Origin of the sequence: Paenibacillus whitsoniae (assembly GCF_003955665.1) — a bacterium.
GTDB classification, from domain to species: domain Bacteria; phylum Bacillota; class Bacilli; order Paenibacillales; family NBRC-103111; genus Paenibacillus_E; species Paenibacillus_E whitsoniae.
The window spans coordinates 1-18,369 of sequence record NZ_RXHU01000111.1; the positions used below are offsets into that span (position 1 = coordinate 1).

Here is an 18,369-nt window from a genome sequence, read left to right on the forward strand (position 1 = left end):
GTCGCCGTACCGCCAGCGCGAGTGCGTTCGGCTCCTGAACCCGAGCATGCCCAAGCATGCCGCCCCTCGACCTCGAAGTCGCCGTACCGCCAGCGCGAGTGCGTTCGGCTCCTGAACCCGCGCTGCCCAAGCATGCCGCCCTCGTCCTTGAAGTCGCCGTACCGCCTGTGCGAGTGCGTTCGGCTCTTGAACCCAAGCATGCCGCCCCTCCCAGGGAAAGAATCCCTATAACCATTCTTTCACTTGAGGCTCATCCCCGAATATGAGTTAATAGGGATGTAGCCGGCCGGCTCAAATCCTTCGGAAAGGAGTGATCGAGGTGATTACAACAAATGCAGAGGTGGTTTCTGCGTAAGCAGAAGCCCCTTCGTTAAAAGCCGGGGGGCCCGCAAGGCCTCCCGCATTATCTCTCCTATTCGGGAAATGGTTTTTCTATGACGAAGGCCTCCCGCATCATGACGAATGTATCTCTTCCCACAGAGACAAGAAGTTTTTTTGACCACGAGTAGACAGCATCTTGCTTTTTACATATAATGTACATGAACAACAAATTTCCTAAATTAGGTGAAAGGAGTGTTATCAAATGAACACAATGACAACCACAGTAGCGATGATTGTAGCGGCAACCGCAGAGGTACGCGTCTCCTAACTGAATATCATTCGTGGAATAACCGTTCACCTGAATTTGTATAACTGAATATACAACCGACAGGCACGATTATGGTCGTGTTTTTTTTATTCCATTTTATGAGAATGGTAGGAGGTTACGGGGCGCTCAGGACACTCTGCAAATCAGTCAAAAGGATTTCAGCTTTTCGACAATTTGAGGAGGTTTTCATCCATGAGTTACAAGAACGGGAAAGATGTTCTTCCCCCGAGCCTGTTAAAACAATTGCAAGAATATATCCAAGGCGAAATCGTGTATATCCCTAAGAAAGAGCAGAAGCGCGCTGGCTGGGGAGAAAACAACGGGACTCGCATCATCATTGAGCGGAGAAATCGGGAGATTTACCGCATGTATCAAACCGGTTCGACGGTGATGGAGCTGATCAAGACGTTCCACCTCTCGGAGGACAGCATTCGGAAAATTATTGTGAAAACTCGCGAATTAACAGCGAATCAAGTATAGCGGCAGCTCCCTCGTGGTGCTGCTTTTCTTTTTTTTAGTAGGAATTGGCAAAGGGGATGTCGAAAATAGGGGAAAACATCGCCAGCGCCATAAGAGGAGGGATCGGTTTGGTTTCAGTGTTTGTCTACGGCACGCTGCTTACGGGCGAAAACAACCACTTTGTTGCGAAACCCTATGTTCAGCACGTGCAACCTGGCGCGGTTCACGGCCGTTTATATGATGTCGGCGACTATCCGGCGCTGCTGCTAACGGAAGAGGGGATCGTTGAAGGGGAATGGCTCGAAGTCACGGAGGAGGGCCTTCAAGCGATGGATGAGCTGGAGTGGTATTTCGGTCCGGGGCATCCTGATAACGAGTACGAACGCAGCTGGGTGCGGGACATGTCCGGAGCGCGGGAAGGCTGGGTGTACCACTGCCCAGAGCGACCGAAGGGCTTACCACGCATTGACGGAACCTCCTGGAAGACATATCGAAAAAGGAATTCGACATAATGTTATTCATTTGGCTATTTTTCGACAATGTTCTATCTTGGGCTTTGGGATAATGCTATAATTGGAAAAAGAAGACTGCATAGAGGAGCGCTTTGATGTCATATAAAATTTTACTGGCAGATGATGAAGCCGCACTGCGGTTTTTGCTAACCGAAACGCTATCCGACGAAGGGTATGTCATTTCGGAAGCGGAGGACGGTCAGGCGGCGATTGACCTGCTCAGCGCAGACGAGTTTGATTTAGTGATTCTCGATTATATGATGCCGGAACGGACCGGCGTGGAAGTATGCACCTGGCTCAGACAAAGCGATAATGGAAATCGGGACCTTCCTGTTATTCTGCTGACGGCCAAAGCGCTGGAAAAAGACAAAGAAAAAGCGAAAGCCGCCGGTGTTACGACCTATATTGTAAAGCCATTTAGTCCCTTGCAGCTGCTGGATACGGTGGAACACCTGCTGCAGAAATAGCGGAGTTGACAGGGCAGCAGCGATAGAGCAACGATACATTTGAGTTAAAAAGGGTGATTGTGGGGAATGAACGATAAGCAACATCAGACGCTCAGGAGCACCGAAAGTGCTGATGAACGGGGGGCTCGGATTTTAAGACAAGGCAAGAAGGTTTTCTTGGGCGAATTTGAAAAACAGCTGGTTGAGCTGCGAACGCTTATGCTCATGCTTCAGGACGGGGGGCCTTCGCAGGAAGGGCTGCTTCGCGTTTATCGGATTGTGCATACGTTAAAAGGGAGCGCGCCGATTTTCGGCTATACCCGGATCGGTCGACTCGCGGACAAGCTGGTTCATACCTGGGAATGGACGCAATCATTGGAAGAATCGCAGGAAGAGCTGCTGCGCACGCTGCATCCGCTTGACGAGAGTCTGCTGCGAAGCAAAGAGCTTATCCGCGAATTGGAGATGGAGCAGGAGATCGGTTTGACGGAGCTAAGCATGGATGAGCAGAAGGAGCATGGCGGCAGTTCGCTGCTTCGGACGATGAAAGGCCGGATTCTGCTTGTGGACGATGACGATTCACTGCGCACCTATTTGACCCGGCGGCTGCAGCTTGACGATTGTGTCGTGCATGAGGCGGGCGACGTCGACACGGCTAAAAGACTGCTGCGCGAGCACACATACGACCTGGTGACGCTCGATCTTTTGATGCATCCCGAGTCCGGCTATGAGTTGTTTGAGTTTTTGAAAGAAGATCCTACGCTCAAATGGCTGCCGCTTATTGTGCTGTCCGGGCGGGACGACCTCAGCGATAAGGTTCGCTGCTTCCATTTGGGTGCCGACGATTACGTGACGAAACCGTTCCAGTACGAGGAACTGGCCGTGCGCATTTACGCGCTGCTCAAACGCACCAAAAACTTCGAACAGCTGGCCTTCCGCGATCCGCTCACGGGTGTGTTCAACCGCCGTTATTTCGAGCTGCAGATTGGCTTGGAGCTGCAGCGCATTCAGCGGTATCCGGCGCCGATTTCCCTCGTTTTCATCGACATTGACTCGTTCAAGAACGTCAACGACACCTACGGGCATCATGTCGGCGATCTCGTTTTGCAGGGGCTGGCGCATGTGCTTCAGGTCAACCTGCGGTCAACCGATCTGTTAGCTAGATTCGGCGGGGAAGAATTTGTGATCGCGCTGCCCAATACGACAGCGGATCAGGCGATCGGCATTATGCAGCAGATTTTGGAGACGGTCCGCGAGCGGGCGGTTGCCCAATACGACGGTCAGCAGTTTTACATCACGTTCTCGGCAGGTGTGGCGGAGTATCAGGTCGGTCTCCATGTCAACGAGTGGATTACGAAAGCCGACGATGCGATGTATCAGGCAAAGCAAGGCGGCAAGAATCAGGTCCGGCGTTCAGCGCTGGCAGGCGAGAGCGAGCAGTTTACCAAGCTGGTTTCCCATGCGCAGGCACAGCTTCAGAAGAAGAAGCTGCTGATCGTCGATGACGATCCGATTCTTCGCGCGATTTTGACGTCGCAGCTCGAGCATTTGCCGATTGCAATTACGCAGGTCTCGGACGGCAACGAAGCTTGGGCGCTGTTGACGCAGCAGGCGTTTGATGCCTGCATTCTGGATGGCGTTCTGCCCAACTTGGACGGCTTTTCCTTGTTGGAAAGAATTAAGCGGAAAACTGGCGGCGTTCAGGCCGACGTGAAAGTGCTGATGCTCTCGGGCAAAAAGAAAGAGGACGACATCGCACGAGGCTTGCAATTAGGCGCGGACGATTATATGACGAAGCCGTTCTCGCTGGTGGAGCTGGAGATTCGCGTGAAACGGCTTATGGATATCGGGTAAATTCGGGAAGGGGCAGGCGTGAGCCGGCCTCTTTTTGGCGTGGGGCTGCAGCCACCTTGAACCCGATCCCCGTTTTCGTCATAATGGAAGTATTCGCAACCAGGGTACATAAAGGAGTCGTTTTCATTGTCGGAAAAAGAAAATTTGGTGCGCTTCGGGATCTCGATGCCTCAATCGTTGATTGAGCAGTTCGATAGCATGATTGCAAAGATGGGCTATGATAATCGCTCTGAGGCGATTCGCGATTTGGCACGCAAAGCGCTGCTCACCTCAAGCACGATGAAGCCGGACGAGACGGTCGCCGGCACGATTGTGATGGTTTACGATCATCACAGCACCGACCTGCCGATTACGCTGACGGAGCTACAGCATGACTATCATCATGCCATTATTTCTACGATGCATATTCATCTCAATCATGCGCAGTGTCTGGAGATTCTCGTCGTGCGCGGGGAAGTGGCAAAGCTGCGGGATTTGCAGCAGCGTATTCAGGTGCTGAAAGGTGTCACTTACGCGGAGCTTTCCGTAACGCATGTGGACGAGAGCAGCCACGATCATCGCCACGGGCACGCGCACGGTGAGCATCATTAGGCGGTTGAAAGGTCTGCGGCAAAACTCGAAGTTCAGCGGCAGGTTTGCTACAATAAGCGGGGGAGGTGCACAATGTCTGCTAAAAAATGGTTTACGCTCGATGAAGCGAATGGCTTGCTCCCGTTTGTCGATCAGCAGCTAACCAAGATGCAAGCGATCAAGCGTGAATTCGAGCACAAATATATGGAGCTGCGACGGCTCAAGAATGAGGCCGCCGAACGGCCGCAAACGGAAAAAGATCCGTTTTTCGTACAGGAGGCGGCGCTGGAGTTTTTGCAGATTGAAGCGCGTGGACTTATTGAACATTTTCAAGGGACAGGAATTGAGCTCAAGGACATTGATACCGGGCTGGTCGATTTTCCGGCAATGCTGGATGGCGAGGAAGTGCTGTTGTGCTGGCGGCAAGGCGAGGATCGGATTCGTTTTTTCCATGGCTTGCACGACGGATTTGCCGGACGGAGGCCGTTAGCCGATGAATAAGGGAATTAGGAGAGTTAAGGGATGGCGTCGGCCACTTTCGCTTGCAATGCTGGGTCTGTTAATCATGCTCCTGGCTGTAAGCTTAGGCTCGGTGGCTCCGCAATCCGCATCTGCGCACGCTTCGCTGGTGCAATCCGAACCGGTGTCCGGCTCGAAGCTGCCCCAATCGCCGCCCGAAATCAAGATAACGTTCAATGAAGAGTTAGACAGCGGACTTTATTATATTAAAGTGTACGATAACAGCGGCAAAGAGGTTACGTCGAATAAAGCGCATATGAACGTGCAAGGAAATGGCATTGCGCTTGGGTTGCCCAAACTGAATGACGGTGTCTACCTTATCAGTTACCACGTCATTTCCGCGGACGGACACCCTGTCGGCGGCAGTTATCCGTTCACGGTCGGAAACCCGCCGGAGTCGGACGAGCTGACGTCATCGCCGGCGCTGCATAATCACGATCACGGCTCGGGGCCGCTGACGACCAAGGGCTTGCTGCAGTATGCATCGCGCGGGCTATGGTTTCTGACTCTGCTCGTATTGACCGGCTGGGTGCTGTGGCTGCGTATGCCGGGCGCTCAAGGTTTACAGTCCAAGGGGGAGCTGTCCGCCTGGACGCAGAATTTGCAGCGCGGGCATTTGGTTGCGCTGCTGCTGCTGATTTTTACGCACATCGAAGATTTGCTGGGCGGCGGCGGCGTGGAAGAGCTGTGGCAGCTGATCAGTGCGACGTCAATCGGCATTTCGTGGGTGCTGCTGCTTGCGCTGTCGCTCGTCGGCTTTCTGCTGGTCGGCCGAAGACTGTGGCTGGATGTCGTGTGGGCCATTGCGCTGCTTGCCGCCAAAAGTTTCAGCGGACATGCGGCTTCCTTTTCGCCAAAATGGCTAACGATCGGGCTTGATTTCGTCCATCTGGCGGCTTCGGCTTGCTGGGCGGGGGGACTCGTACTGCTCTTCGTTCTGTGGCGGAAGAAAGATGACAAGCTCGGGGATTATATGCGCAGCTTCTCACGGATGGCGTTCATTTCGATTGTTGTGCTGACGGTGAGCGGCGTGCTTTCCGTGCTGCTGTTCCTGCCTAACCTGCACTATTTGCTGTACACGACATGGGGCAAGCTGCTCCTCATGAAAGTCGGTGTGGTTGTGCTTGTCGCTGTGGTCGGATTCGTCATTCGCCTATTCCTGCGCAAGGGCAGCATTCAGCAAACGCACATCTGGGTGAAGCTGGATCTGTCGCTGATGGTCGTCATCGTGGCGTTAGTCGGACTTATTACGTATATGGCGCCGATTCCGTCCAATCAACCGTTTACCTGGCATCAGATGGGCGAAAAGGTGCACGTATCCGTCGATATCTCTCCAAAGGTACCGGGAACGAATACGTTTGATGTCTCTGTGTGGCTGCCCAAAAATTTGGGCAAACCGAAGCAGGTGCTCATGATTCTTCACAATCAGGACGACGAGACGATTTCTCCGATCAGTGTTCCTCTGGAGCCGTACGTCGACAGTGTTCAGCTTCAGGTGGAAGGTTACGGCACAGACTTGGCCAAGTACGATTATAAAGGCCAAGGCGCGTATCTGCCTTTCCGCGGCAATTGGCAAGTGGAAATGCGCGTCATGGACTCCGACGATAATGAGACCGTGTACACGAGGGAATTCATCGTGTATTAAGAAAAAGAAGCGCACAAGGCCGCCCCGGCCTTGTGCGTATTTTGTATTCGTCAATCTGCTGTTCAAGGAGTGAAGACCGAATGTTCCTGCGAAGTATGACGCTGCTGAAAGAAAAAGTGACGGACCGTCAGTCGCATCCCTTCACCATCCCGGCTATTCGTGGCTTCGAGCGGCTCGATTTCAAGCACCCCGTTACCTTTTTCGTCGGGGAAAACGGCTCAGGCAAATCGACGCTGCTCGAAGCAATCGCAGACCAGTGCGGCTTCAATCTCGGCGGCGGCGGCCGAAATAATGTCTATGACGTCGATGCGTCTCAGTCGGCGCTGGGAAATTTCATCCGGCTGTCTTGGCTGCCGCGGGTGACGCAAGGATTTTTTCTGCGCGCGGAGAGTTTTTATCACTTTGCCTCGCATCTCGATCAGTTGGCGAGAGAAGACCCGACGTTCCGGTACCAGGCTTACGGGGGCAAATCGCTGCACCAGCAATCGCATGGCGAGTCGTTTTTATCGCTATTTATTAACCGATTTGGCGGCGGTAAAGGCATTTATCTGCTAGACGAGCCCGAGGCCGCCTTGTCGCCGGCCAGGCAGCTGGCTTTCCTGCGAATCATGCACGGCTTGGTGAAAGGCGGCAAGTCGCAGTTCATAATCGCGACTCATTCGCCGATTCTGCTGGGCTTTCCCGGCGCGCATATTTACAGCTTCGACTCCTCTGCAGTTGAACGCATCTCCTACGAGGAGACGGAGCATTACCAGATTACGAAATCATTTTTGAACCGCACGGACAAGTTTTTGGAGGATTTGTTCCGAGACGAGGAATAGACATGCAAAAAAGCGGCAAACCGTACATGAAATCATGCTAGTGTTGCCGCTTTTTTGAATCAGTTCGTTCTTGTTCAGGTGCTTGTAGCCTAGAACAGGCTCCAGTCAAACTCCCGAGAGAGCGTCTCCAGCAGATGCACACCCGCAGTACTGTTGCCCTTGCGGTTCAGCGCAGGTCCGACGACCCCTATGCCGTATCGACCCGGCACAATCGTCAGGATGCCGCCGGAGACGCCGCTCTTGGCAGGCAGACCGACGTTCATGGCAAATTCGCCAGAGGCATTGTACATGCCGCATGTAATCATGAACGTCTTGGCAATCTGCACATAGCGCCGCGGAATCAGCCGCTTGTTCCGTATCGGATCGACGCCGTCGTAAGCGAGCACTAGCGCCATCCGAGCAAGATCCTTGCAGGATACCTCAATCGAGCAGTGACTGAAATAGACGCGCAGAATGTCGTCCACCTCGCCGTCCAGCACCCCGTTATCCTTGAGGAAGTAAGCCAAAGACCGATTGCGGTGCGCCGTATCCGACTCGGATTTGAAAACCGCCTGATTGATCGCAAGGCTCGGATTGTCCGCAATATCGCGGAAAAAAGCCAATGCCCGCTCAATCTGCTTCTCCGGTGTATCCCCGCCGATCAGGGAGGAGATGGCGATAGCTCCCGCGTTAATCAGCGGGTTGAAAGGGATGCCCGGCTCCACCAGCTCCAGCTTCAGCATGGAGTTAAAATCGTCCCCGGTTGGCTCCATGCCGACCTTGGAGAACACGACGGCTTCGCCGTGATCAATCAAGGCCAGCATCAGTGTGAACACCTTGGAAATGCTTTGCAGGGTGAACAGACAGTCTGTCTCACCAGCTGTCACTGTGGCACCGGAGCCGTCCATGACGCAAATGCTAAGCGAATCCTCGGACGCGTTCGCCAATTCGGGAATGTAAGTGGCGACGTGGCCTTTCGGGGCTTGCGCCTTGCTTTGGATGACCCACTCGCCAAGATGCGTTTGAAGCTGCTGCCAAATATCAGGGTGCTGCTGGTGTCTCATGAGGAGTCGTCCTTCTCTGCATTAATTTTTCCAGGCTTGCGGATGCTCGTCCGAAATAAGCTCCGTCGCTGCGGCGTTCGCGATGACCTGCTCAGGGTTTTTGCAGCCCGGAATAACCGTGGTGACAGCATCGTGCTTGAGGCACCAGGCGAGCGCCCATTTGGCCATGTCCATACCTTGCGGCACTTCATCCCGCTGGATACGTTCAACCTCTTCGAGCTTCTGCCGGACAGCTTCCGCGTCGTGGCGATGGCGGACATCATTGCCGGCGAATACGGCGCCAGGCTTGTATTTGCCGCTCAGGTAGCCGCTGGCAAGCGGTACGCGCGCGAGAACGCCGAGATCCTGCTCCACGCAGGACGGGAATACTTGCTCCTCCGGCGCTCTGTCCAGGCGGTTGTACACGACCTGAATCGCCTTGGAGCCGACTCTGGTGGAAGCCGCCGTCTGATGGATGTTGGCATTGCTGCCGATCGATGTGCCGAGATGGCGGATTTTGCCCGCTTGGGTCAATTTATCTAGGGTCGTCCAGAGTTCGTCGTTATCGAACTGCGAATCCGGTCCCGAATGGAACTGGTAGAGATCGATATAATCCGTATGTAAGGCTTTCAAGGACGCATCCAACTGCTGAACGACGGATTGTGCGCTGTAATCGTCCGTACGTGTAAATAAATCGTGGAAATGATGGCCGAATTTCGTGGCGACAACCCATTTGGAGCGGTCGCGGCGGCTAAGGTAGCTGCCGATGAATGACTCTGACAGATGATCGCCGTAGCATTCCGCGGTATCGATCAAGTTGATGCCGAGCTCTGCCGCTTGGTCGAGAATGCGGTCAACTTCATCCTGCGTGTAGTTCAATCCCCACTCGCCGCCGAATTGCCAGGTGCCGACACCAACGACGGAAACTTTAAGATCTGTTTTGCCAAGTCTGCGAAATTTCAATGTGTACACGCTCCTTTATTGTGTGTCTCACTCATTATACAACAACAATTTATTTTATATTAATACACGGGTGTCGGAAATAGGGTAAGGTGGAAAAAGCGTTAAGAGATTATAAAGATTAGGGAGCTGATCCGATTGAAATCAACCTCCATCTGGAAATTCGCCAAGGAATGGGTACCCAGCATCGCGTTTGCGATTCTGCTTGCGTTGGTCATCAATACGTATGTGGCGCAGGCCATGACCGTACCAACGGGATCCATGCTGCCGACGATTCAATTGAAAGATGAGATTATCGTGGAAAAAATGAAGCCCCTCACCGATTTTGAATTCGGCGACATCGTCGTCTTCTGGCCACCGCTGGAAGGCAATAAGGACCGCTACGTGAAACGGCTGATCGGCCTCCCCGGCGATACGATTGAGATCAGGAACGGCACTTTGTACCGCAACGGCCAAGCTGTCGACGAACCTTACGTGAAGGATAAAATGACATACACCTTCGGCCCTATTGCCGTGCCTGCCGGCAACTATTTTTTCCTCGGCGATAACCGCAACGACAGTTACGATGCCCATTTGTGGCCGACGCCGTTTGTACCGGAAAAAGATATCATCGGCAAGGCCGTATTCCGGCTCTTCCCGCTCAATCATCTGGGTACGATTGAATAAGGCGAAAAGCTCCTGTCCTCTTAAAAGAGGAAGGAGCTTTTTATTTTATGCCATGCCTGTCGCGAGATCGCCGTCATCCGGTTTATCGCCTTTCTTGCGCGACTTGCGCTCGGCAATTTTCATATTGCCGATGAAGAGCGCAAGCACGGCGCCCAGGATGACGAACACCAAACCGATCTGGAAAACGTTTTGCAGCGAGGTGACGAGCGCGTTTTTGAGCAATGGCACCATGTGTTCCACGAATTCCTTTGGCATTTTCGCCAGTGTTTCCGGGTTGAGCAGCGAAGAATACAGCCCTTGCGGATTCGTATGAATCATGTCCGTCATCTGATTCGCCAACTGGCTCGATTCCGCGGGCAATTGTTTCACGACAGGCTCGAGATCATGCTCGAGGAGCACCGTCGACTTGTGGTTCATAATCGCGCCGAGAATGGTCATCCCAAACGTACCGCCGATTTGACGGAAGAACTGGGAGGACGACGTAACGACGCCGAGATCGGATTTGGGAAAGCTTTCTTGCAGCGCCAGCGTCAGAATTGGCATCACGAGCCCCATGCCCAGACCAAGAATGACCATGTAGCTGGAAGCCATCAGCTTCGTCGTGTCAATGCCCATGGAGCTCAGCATGTAGAACCCGATAGCCATGACGAGCATACCGATCAGCATCTGATTGCGGACGCCGAGCTTGTAAACGAGTTGACCCGAGATGATGCTGGCGATAATCATAGTGACCATCAGCGGCGTCATCACCGTACCGGATGCGGAAGCGGAGATGCCGACGATGCCTTGCATGAAGAGCGGCACGAACATAATCGCGCCAAACATACCAACCGCCATCAGGAAGCCGACACCGTTGATGGTGGTGAACACTTTATTTTTAAATAAGCGCACAGGCAGGATGGGTTCTTTAGCCCGGCTTTCGATGCGCACGAAGGAGATTAAAGAAATCGCCGCAAGCACGAACAAGCCGATAATTTGCCAGGAGCTCCAAGCGTAATCTTTGCCGCCGAACGTGAGTGCAAGAAGCAGGGAGACAACGCCGACAATCATCGTCACGATGCCGGGAACGTCGAACGTAACTTTGCCAGTTGCTTTATGTTTAGGAAGCGCGAAGGCAATCAAAATAACTGCTAGAATACCGACTGGCAAGTTGATGTAGAACACCCAGCGCCAGTTCCAGGCGTCGACGATCCAGCCGCCGATTTGTGGCCCGATAACCGACGAAAGTCCGAAGATGGCACCGAAAACGCCTTGCCATTTGGCACGCTGCTTGCCTGTAAAAATGTCCCCGATAATAATCATCGCCATCGGCATCATAATCCCGCCGCCAAGCCCTTGCAGACCGCGGAACAAGATCAGTTCAGTCATATTCTGCGACATGCCGCAAAGCGCCGAAGCGACGATAAAAATTATAAGTCCAGTCACATAAATGACCCGGCGTCCAATCAAGTCCGCCAGTTTACCGGCGATTGGCACGACAACGGTCGATGTCAGCATGTACGCCGTGGTCAGCCAGGCCATCAGGCCGAGTCCGCCGAATTCACCGACGATTCGCGGCATCGCGGTACCGACGATGGTGCCGTCCAAGGCACCGAAGAGCATAGCGATAATAAGTCCTGTGATGAGCAGCCCTTTATTTTTCAAATGGGGCGTGGGGTTCTCGGCATTTGTATCCGAGTTTGTGTGTGGCACTGATTCCATGGTTGGATCCTCTCCTTCTCTCTAATAGAGGTAGTTCAAAAAGTCGTCTTTTGATCACGCTGAAAACCCGACTTTTTGAACCTGAATTAATAGAAAGCTGTAAACTTCTCAAAAGCAGTAACCATCGTATGAAGCTCATCCTCGGAAAGCTGCTTGAGTCCGCGCTCCATCACGTTACGCGTCACTTCGGAAGCATGCTCGAACACGCGCTTGCCCTTCTCCGATACTTCGACCAAAACGATGCGGCGGTCGGTCTCATGCTGGAGACGCGCAACATGACCGCTTTGCACTAAACGGTCGATCATAACGGTGATTGCACTCGGTTTAACGCCCATTAGCTCTGCTAGATGGCTTTGCTTGGGAGTTCCTTGCTTATGAATCATCGCCAATAAAAATAGCTGCGGAGGCGTCAGCTCGGTTTGAAGCTCTGCAAAAACCGCGTGATGTATTTTGCGATGGGCAATTTCATATGCGGTTCGGAAGCGATTGGTATAGGAAAGGAAATCGTCTTCCAAGAGAATGCACCTCCTCGCAAATTGGAATTGTTTGAATTTTTAAAATATTAAACAATGTAATAATTAAATTGAATAATATTTAAATTGTTTAAGTAAAATATAAGCCATCCGAACGCGGCCGTCAACATCATTTTTAGAGGGAATGACAGGCATACTTGCATATCGACCTTATCTTGCATATAATAACTGGTACATATACGTGGAAATGCTTTGACGGAGAAGAGTACGCAGTGCTTCTTGACAGGGAGGGAAAGCCAGAGATTGAGAGCTGTCCCCGAGAATCAGGCTGCCGAAGTTCGCTCCTGAGCAGTCCTTTGAATGAAGTTTTGAAAAAAATCTTCTAGTAGGAGGAACCGGGCTATCGTCCGTTATCTGAAATGAAGTGAGATTCGTTTATTCGGCATGTCCACATAGACGATCTAATTAGGGTGGTACCACGGCTTTTCGTCCCTTGTGAGGGAGCGGGAAGCCTTTTTTGCGTTGTTCCAAGGTAAACCGTATGACGATAATCAGGAGGGGTATCTAATGAAAGAGCGGTTAGAAGCGTTAAAGCAAGAAGCGCTGCAAGAGCTAAGCGCGGTAGGGAATCAGCAGGAGCTGAATGAGCTGAGAGTCAAATATTTGGGCAAAAAAGGCCCGTTAACCGAAGTGCTTCGCGGTATGGGCGCACTGAGCGCTGAAGAGAGACCGGTTATCGGCCAAGTGGCGAACGACGTTCGCGCGGCGATTGAAGCGGTGATCGAAGAGAAGCAAGCGACGTATACGAGACTGGAGACCGAGAATCGTCTGCGTGCGGAAATGATCGATGTTACGCTGCCTGGCCGTCCGTCCCAGCAAGGGGCTGTCCATCCGCTGAGCAAGGTCATTCAGGAGATTGAAGATATTTTTATCGGCATGGGCTATACGGTGGCGGAAGGCCCTGAAGTGGAACAGGATTACTACAACTTCGAAGCGCTGAACCTGCCGAAAGATCATCCGGCGCGGGATATGCAGGATTCTTTCTATATTACGGAAGAAATTTTGATGCGTACCCAGACATCTCCGGTACAAGTTCGTACCATGGAAAAGCGTAAAGGCGATGTGCCGATCAAAATCATTTGCCCGGGCAAAGTGTTCCGCCGCGATGATGACGATGCGACACACTCCCACATGTTTACGCAAATTGAAGGACTGGTCATCGATCGCAACGTGCGTATGAGCGACCTGAAAGGCACGCTTCTGCAATTCGTACAGGAGATGTACGGCCCTGAGACGCGCATCCGTCTGCGTCCGAGCTTCTTCCCGTTCACGGAACCGAGCGTTGAGGTCGATGTCAGCTGCGCGATGTGCAAAGGCTCCGGCTGCCGCACGTGCAAGCAAACAGGCTGGCTGGAAATTCTCGGCGCAGGGATGGTGCATCCGCGTGTGCTCGAGATGGGCGGCTATGATCCGAAGGAGTACACAGGTTTTGCTTTTGGCATGGGCGTGGAGCGGATTGCGATGCTGAAATACGGCATTGAGGACATCCGCCACTTCTATACGAACGATCTGCGTTTCTTGAAGCAGTTTTTACATGTGTAAGCTATTTAGGAGAAGGAGGGGTTAGGCATGAACGTTTCTTATCAATGGTTATCCGAATATGTGGACGTAACCGGCTTCACAGCCGAAGAATTAGCTGAAAAATTAACCCGCAGCGGGATCGAAGTCGACATCGTCGAAGATCGCAATCAAGGGGTTTCGAACGTGGTCGTCGGCTTCGTGAAGAAGCGCGACAAGCATCCGGATGCGGACAAATTGAGCGTGTGCTTGGTGGATGTAGGCACAGGTGAAGATCTCCAAATCGTGTGCGGAGCTAAAAATATCGATGCCGGGCAAAAGGTGCCCGTAGCGGTCGTCGGCGCCGTGCTGCCGGGCGGCCTGAACATTAAGCGCGCGAAGCTGCGCGGCGTGGAATCGCAAGGAATGATCTGTTCAGCGAAAGAGCTTGGCCTGAACGACAAGCTGCTGCCGAAAGAAATTCAGGAGGGCATTCTGGTGCTTCCGGAAGATACAGCGGTTGGCGCATCCATCCTGGATGTGCTGGCCATTAACGATAAAGTGCTCGAGCTGGACTTGACGCCGAACCGTTCGGACTGCCTCAGCATGCTCGGCGCGGCGTATGAAATCGCGGCGATTCTGGGCCGCGACGTGAAGCTGCCGGATGCCGAATCCGCGCTGCAAGCTTCCGCATCCGGCGTAAAAGCTGCTGATCGCATCTCCGTTGCGATTACGGCAAACGAGCAATGCTCGCACTACGCCGCTCGCCTGATCGAAGGCGTGCGCGTCGGCACCTCGCCGCTTTGGATGCAAAACCGTCTGATGGCCGCAGGCGTGCGCCCCATCAACAACATCGTCGACATCACGAATTTCGTGATGCTCGAATACGGTCAGCCGCTGCACGCGTTTGACGCGGATCAACTGCATAACGGCCGCATCGACGTGCGTCTCGCCAAGGCCGGCGAAAAGCTGACCACGCTCGATGACGTCGAGCGCACATTAGAACCACACATGCTTCTCGTCACCGACGGCACGAAGCCTGTAGCCATCGCCGGCGTCATGGGCGGCGCCAACTCCGAAGTGACCGACGGCACGACGCGCATTTTGCTGGAGTCGGCTAAGTTCGCTGGCAGCTCCGTGCGCCGCACGTCGCGCCAGTTGGGTCTGCGCTCGGAGGCGAGCCTTCGCTTCGAGAAAGAAGTGAACCCGGAATCGGTCATTCCGGCCTTGAACCGTGCCGCTGCATTGATCGCGCAGTACGCATCGGGCCAAGTAGCGGACGGCATCGTGGAAGCCGTGAGCGGCACTAACAAGCCCGTCAGCATTGAGCTTGCGGTAGATCGCGTGAACGGATATCTCGGCACAGCGTTGTCTGTGAACGATATTGAAGCGATCTTGAAACGTCTTCATTTCACATTTGAATCGGCAGGCGACGACAAGCTGCTTGTGCACGTGCCAAGCCGCCGCGGCGACATTACGCGCGATGTGGACTTGATCGAAGAAGTAGCTCGTTTGTTCGGCTATGACAACATCCCGACAACACTGATGACCGGCGTGACGACACCAGGCTCCTTGACCAAAGAACAAGCGATTCGCCGTATCACGCGTAACGTGCTGACGCAAAGCGGTCTGCACGAGGTTATCACGTATGCGTTCACGCATCCGCGTGCCAACGGGCAAGTGGAAGGCGATGCTGCGGCGATTCCGGGCTTGTACCCTGAGGCGAAGCCAATTGGCTTAGCGATGCCGATGAGCGAGGAGCGCAGCCAGCTGAGAACGAGCCTGGTGCCGCACTTGCTTGAGGTGGTCAGCTATAACCGCAACCGTTCGATGGACGATGTGGCAATTTTCGAGATCGGCAAAGCTTTCGTCACGGATGAAGCTGCTTTGACAAAGCTGCCGCAGGAGAAGCTGCTGCTCTCTATCGTGTTGACGGGCAAACGCCGCGGCGCACACTGGGCTTCGAAATCTGAGTCGGTTGACTTCTACGATCTGAAAGGGATTTTTGACCGTTTGGTTCAGTATCTGGGCGTTCAAGGTCTGAGCTACACATCGGCTGCGCCGGAAGGCTTCCATCCGGGTCGTACCGCTGAGCTTTCCCTGCCGGGCCTCGGCGTTATCGGTCGCATCGGGCAACTGCACCCGACTGTGCAGCAGCAGCGTGATCTGGACGACACATACGTGCTCGAAGTTGAGCTGACGCCGATTCTTGAAGCGGCGGGCGATGCGATTGTTTACAAGCTGCTGCCGCGCTATCCGTCGGTCGGCCGCGACATTGCGGTTGTGGTGGATGCAGGGGTACCCGTCGGCTCCTTGGAGAAGGCGATTACCGAAGTGGCGGGCGAACTGCTGGAGTCCATTCAAGTGTTCGACATCTACACAGGCGAGCGTCTTGGCGCTGGTCGGAAGAGCGTGGCTATCGCCCTCGTGTACCGTCACGCGGAGCGAACTTTGCAGGATGAAGAGGTTACAGAGCTTCATGCCAAAGTCGTCGCTGCCCTAGAACAGCAATTTGGGGCAGAATTAAGAAAATAGTGCAACTTTCCTTGCGTGGTGCAGGAGAACAGGCTGGTCTTAGCGAATTTCTTTCGTTAAGATCAGCCTTTTCATTTTAAGGGAGGAAATCACTGTGACGATCGAAGACGATAAAACGAAAATTACCGTTGACATATATGGGCATCAATACAAACTCAAAGCCAGTACCAGCACCAACTACATGAAAAATGTGGCCGCTTACGTGGACGAGCAAATGTTCACGATCGCCAAAAGCTATCCGCGCCTGGACGCGCAGCGCATCGCTGTGCTGGCGGCGGTCAATATGGCCGACGAATGCTTTAAAATGAACGAAGTCCTCGATGAGCTCAGCAAGATCCAGAAGGAGCAGGAAGCACGGAAAGCCGAGTATGACAAGCTCTCTGAGCAGTATCGCGAGCTTCAGCAGGAGCAGGAGAAGAAGCAGGCGCTCGCGGATGAGCAGGCAGGCCAGCTGCAGCAAGCGCAAGACAAGGAAAAAGCGCTTCAACAGCGCATGCAGCAGATTGTACAAGAGCAGGCACAGCTGAAAACACAATTCGATGAAATGGCGAAGCAGCTGCAAAGTGCAAAGCAGCATGGACAGAGCTTGGAGCAGCAGCTGCAGAATGCGAAGCAGCAAGGGCAGAGCTTGGAGCAGAAGCTGCAGGCCGCGAGCAAGCAGGGGCAAAGCTTTGAGCAGCAACTGCAGAATGCCAAGCAGCGCAGCCAGAGTCTGGAGCAGCAGCTGCAAAGCGCAAGGCAGCAGGCGCAGAGCCTGGAGAAGCAGCTGCAGGAAGCCAAGCAGCAAGGCCAGGGGCTGGAGAAGCAGCTGCAGGAGGCGAAGGAGCATGGGCAGGGGCTGGTGCAGCAGCTGCAGGAGGCGCAGCAGCATAGCCAAGGCCTTGAGGAGCAGCTGCAGGGCGTGAAGCAGCAAGGCCAAGGGCTTGATCAGAAGCTGCAAAGCACGAGCCAGCAGTTGACGCAAGCCGGCCAGCAGCTCTCCCAAGCGAAGCAGGGGCAAGAGCAGCTTCAGAAGCAGCTGGAGCAGGCGAAGCAAGCGCTTGAGCAGGAGCGTAAGCAGCACCAGCTAGCGAAGCTGACGCTCGAGCAAGAGCGCAAGCAGCATGCCGAGAGCACGCAGCAGTACGAGCAGGCACTTGAACAGCGCGCGCAGGGCCTGCAAAAGCTGAACGAGCAGCATAAGCAGGAGATTAAGGCGCTTGCCGAGAGTCATCTGCTGCAAAATGAAGAACTGCAAGCTTTGGCACAGTTGGAGCGGGAAGAACTGATTCAACTGCACCAGCAGGAAAAAGAAGAATCAGCCGCCCTGCTGCAAGACGAGCTGTCCAAGCTGCGTGCGCAGCATGCCGAGAAGGAGAGGCTGCTCGCGGAGCAGTATGAAGAGAAACTTGCCGCTTTACAGGAAGCCCATCAAGCCGAGTTGGCTGAATATGCGCATGAGCGTCGAATCGAATTTGAAGATCATCAAGTGAACCATCAAGCGGAGCTTGCTGCTTTACAAACGCACTATCAGGATGAAATTGCGGCGCTGACAGAGAGCCATCAGGAAGAAATAGAATCGCTGACGCAAAGCCACCAGGATGAGATTGCCGCTTTGAAGATTAGCAGCAAAGAAGCTATTGACGCCTTGAAACTTTTGCATCAAGAAGAAATTGTTGCAATCCAGACTGCGCATGAGGAAGAGCTGTCATCTTTGCGTGAGACGCATCAGAATCAGTTGGCCGCACTCAACGAAACGTACGTGACTGAACGGACGACGCTGCAGAAAAACTATCAAGCGGTTATTGAAAAAATCACGAGTGATCAGCAGATCTCGTTTGAAGCCATTCACGCGAAGCATCAAGCCGAGTTGGCGCTTCGTGAAGAGGAGCTTTTCGCGGAAGCGGCGGTCGCACTGGAAGAGCACCAGGCTGAGCATGCGGAGGTTCGAGCTTCCTTGCAAGCAAAACTGGCAGCGGCGCAGGAGGAGCAAGAGGTCGC

17 protein-coding genes and 1 other annotated feature are annotated in these 18,369 nt (G+C 53.6%); of the genes, 12 read left to right on the forward strand and 5 right to left on the reverse strand.

Going from position 1 to position 18,369, the window contains the following annotated elements; genetic code table 11:
* On the reverse strand, positions 1–196 hold a 196-nt coding region (locus EJQ19_RS32275), incomplete at its 3' end, for a hypothetical protein (protein ID WP_206438503.1).
* Positions 197–841: 645 nt separating this feature from the next.
* On the opposite strand from EJQ19_RS32275, the gene EJQ19_RS28910 reads away from it, so the two are divergent.
* The 8 genes from EJQ19_RS28910 to EJQ19_RS28945 all read left to right on the forward strand — a co-directional run bounded on the left by EJQ19_RS28910 (position 842) and on the right by EJQ19_RS28945 (position 7,475).
* A complete protein-coding gene (locus EJQ19_RS28910) occupies positions 842–1,129 on the forward strand; it encodes a CD3324 family protein (RefSeq protein WP_126144708.1) in 288 nt (95 codons plus the stop codon).
* A gap of 56 nt (positions 1,130–1,185) precedes the next feature.
* Complete coding sequence (locus EJQ19_RS28915) at positions 1,186–1,620, forward strand: gamma-glutamylcyclotransferase family protein (RefSeq protein ID WP_126144709.1); 435 nt, start codon at positions 1,186–1,188, stop codon at positions 1,618–1,620.
* Between the two features lie 92 nt (positions 1,621–1,712).
* Positions 1,713–2,087 (forward strand): response regulator, encoded by a 375-nt coding sequence (locus tag EJQ19_RS28920; protein WP_126144710.1) that lies wholly within the window; start codon positions 1,713–1,715, stop codon positions 2,085–2,087.
* 66 nt (positions 2,088–2,153) lie between these two features.
* The gene (locus tag EJQ19_RS28925; protein WP_126144711.1) at positions 2,154–3,920 is read left to right on the forward strand and encodes a diguanylate cyclase; all 1,767 of its coding nucleotides are present in this window, start codon (positions 2,154–2,156) and stop codon (positions 3,918–3,920) included.
* 126 nt (positions 3,921–4,046) lie between these two features.
* Positions 4,047–4,511 (forward strand): nickel-responsive transcriptional regulator NikR, encoded by a 465-nt coding sequence (gene nikR, locus EJQ19_RS28930; protein ID WP_126144712.1) that lies wholly within the window; start codon positions 4,047–4,049, stop codon positions 4,509–4,511.
* 72 nt (positions 4,512–4,583) lie between these two features.
* Entirely contained in the window at positions 4,584–4,991 is a 408-nt protein-coding gene (locus EJQ19_RS28935) for a DUF2203 domain-containing protein (RefSeq protein WP_126144713.1), read from the forward strand.
* Positions 4,984–6,654 carry a copper resistance CopC/CopD family protein gene (locus EJQ19_RS28940; protein ID WP_126144714.1) on the forward strand — a complete coding sequence of 557 codons (1,671 nt, stop codon included), beginning with the start codon at positions 4,984–4,986 and terminating at the stop codon, positions 6,652–6,654. The genes EJQ19_RS28935 and EJQ19_RS28940 overlap by 8 nt, the downstream gene beginning before the upstream one ends.
* Before the next feature lie 80 nt (positions 6,655–6,734).
* Positions 6,735–7,475 carry an AAA family ATPase gene (locus EJQ19_RS28945; protein WP_126144715.1) on the forward strand — a complete coding sequence of 247 codons (741 nt, stop codon included), beginning with the start codon at positions 6,735–6,737 and terminating at the stop codon, positions 7,473–7,475.
* Between the two features lie 89 nt (positions 7,476–7,564).
* Here EJQ19_RS28945 and glsA read toward each other — a convergent pair whose 3' ends face one another.
* Together glsA and EJQ19_RS28955 are read right to left on the reverse strand one after the other, a co-directional pair.
* A complete protein-coding gene (glsA, locus tag EJQ19_RS28950; RefSeq protein WP_126144716.1) occupies positions 7,565–8,518 on the reverse strand; it encodes a glutaminase A in 954 nt (317 codons plus the stop codon).
* A 21-nt stretch (positions 8,519–8,539) separates the two neighbouring features.
* Entirely contained in the window at positions 8,540–9,460 is a 921-nt protein-coding gene (locus tag EJQ19_RS28955) for an aldo/keto reductase (protein ID WP_126144717.1), read from the reverse strand.
* 135 nt (positions 9,461–9,595) lie between these two features.
* On the opposite strand from EJQ19_RS28955, the gene lepB reads away from it, so the two are divergent.
* The gene (gene lepB / locus EJQ19_RS28960; protein ID WP_241243130.1) at positions 9,596–10,123 is read left to right on the forward strand and encodes a signal peptidase I; all 528 of its coding nucleotides are present in this window, start codon (positions 9,596–9,598) and stop codon (positions 10,121–10,123) included.
* Between the two features lie 45 nt (positions 10,124–10,168).
* On the opposite strand, the gene EJQ19_RS28965 is transcribed toward lepB, so the two are convergent.
* Both EJQ19_RS28965 and EJQ19_RS28970 read right to left on the reverse strand, forming a co-directional pair.
* A complete protein-coding gene (locus EJQ19_RS28965) occupies positions 10,169–11,824 on the reverse strand; it encodes an MDR family MFS transporter (protein ID WP_126144718.1) in 1,656 nt (551 codons plus the stop codon).
* 86 nt (positions 11,825–11,910) lie between these two features.
* Positions 11,911–12,339 carry a MarR family winged helix-turn-helix transcriptional regulator gene (locus tag EJQ19_RS28970; protein WP_241243131.1) on the reverse strand — a complete coding sequence of 143 codons (429 nt, stop codon included), beginning with the start codon at positions 12,337–12,339 and terminating at the stop codon, positions 11,911–11,913.
* Positions 12,340–12,540: 201 nt separating this feature from the next.
* Positions 12,541–12,794, forward strand: a binding site (T-box leader).
* Positions 12,795–12,864: 70 nt separating this feature from the next.
* Here EJQ19_RS28970 and pheS point away from each other — a divergent pair.
* From pheS to zapA, 3 genes are all read left to right on the forward strand, one after another.
* Positions 12,865–13,899, forward strand: coding sequence for a phenylalanine--tRNA ligase subunit alpha (gene pheS / locus EJQ19_RS28975; protein WP_126144719.1), 1,035 nt, complete (start codon positions 12,865–12,867; stop codon positions 13,897–13,899).
* 27 nt (positions 13,900–13,926) lie between these two features.
* Positions 13,927–16,389, forward strand: coding sequence for a phenylalanine--tRNA ligase subunit beta (pheT, locus tag EJQ19_RS28980; RefSeq protein WP_126144720.1), 2,463 nt, complete (start codon positions 13,927–13,929; stop codon positions 16,387–16,389).
* Positions 16,390–16,483: 94 nt separating this feature from the next.
* The coding region (gene zapA / locus EJQ19_RS28985) for a cell division protein ZapA (protein WP_164716794.1) at positions 16,484–18,369 on the forward strand (1,886 nt) is incomplete at its 3' end.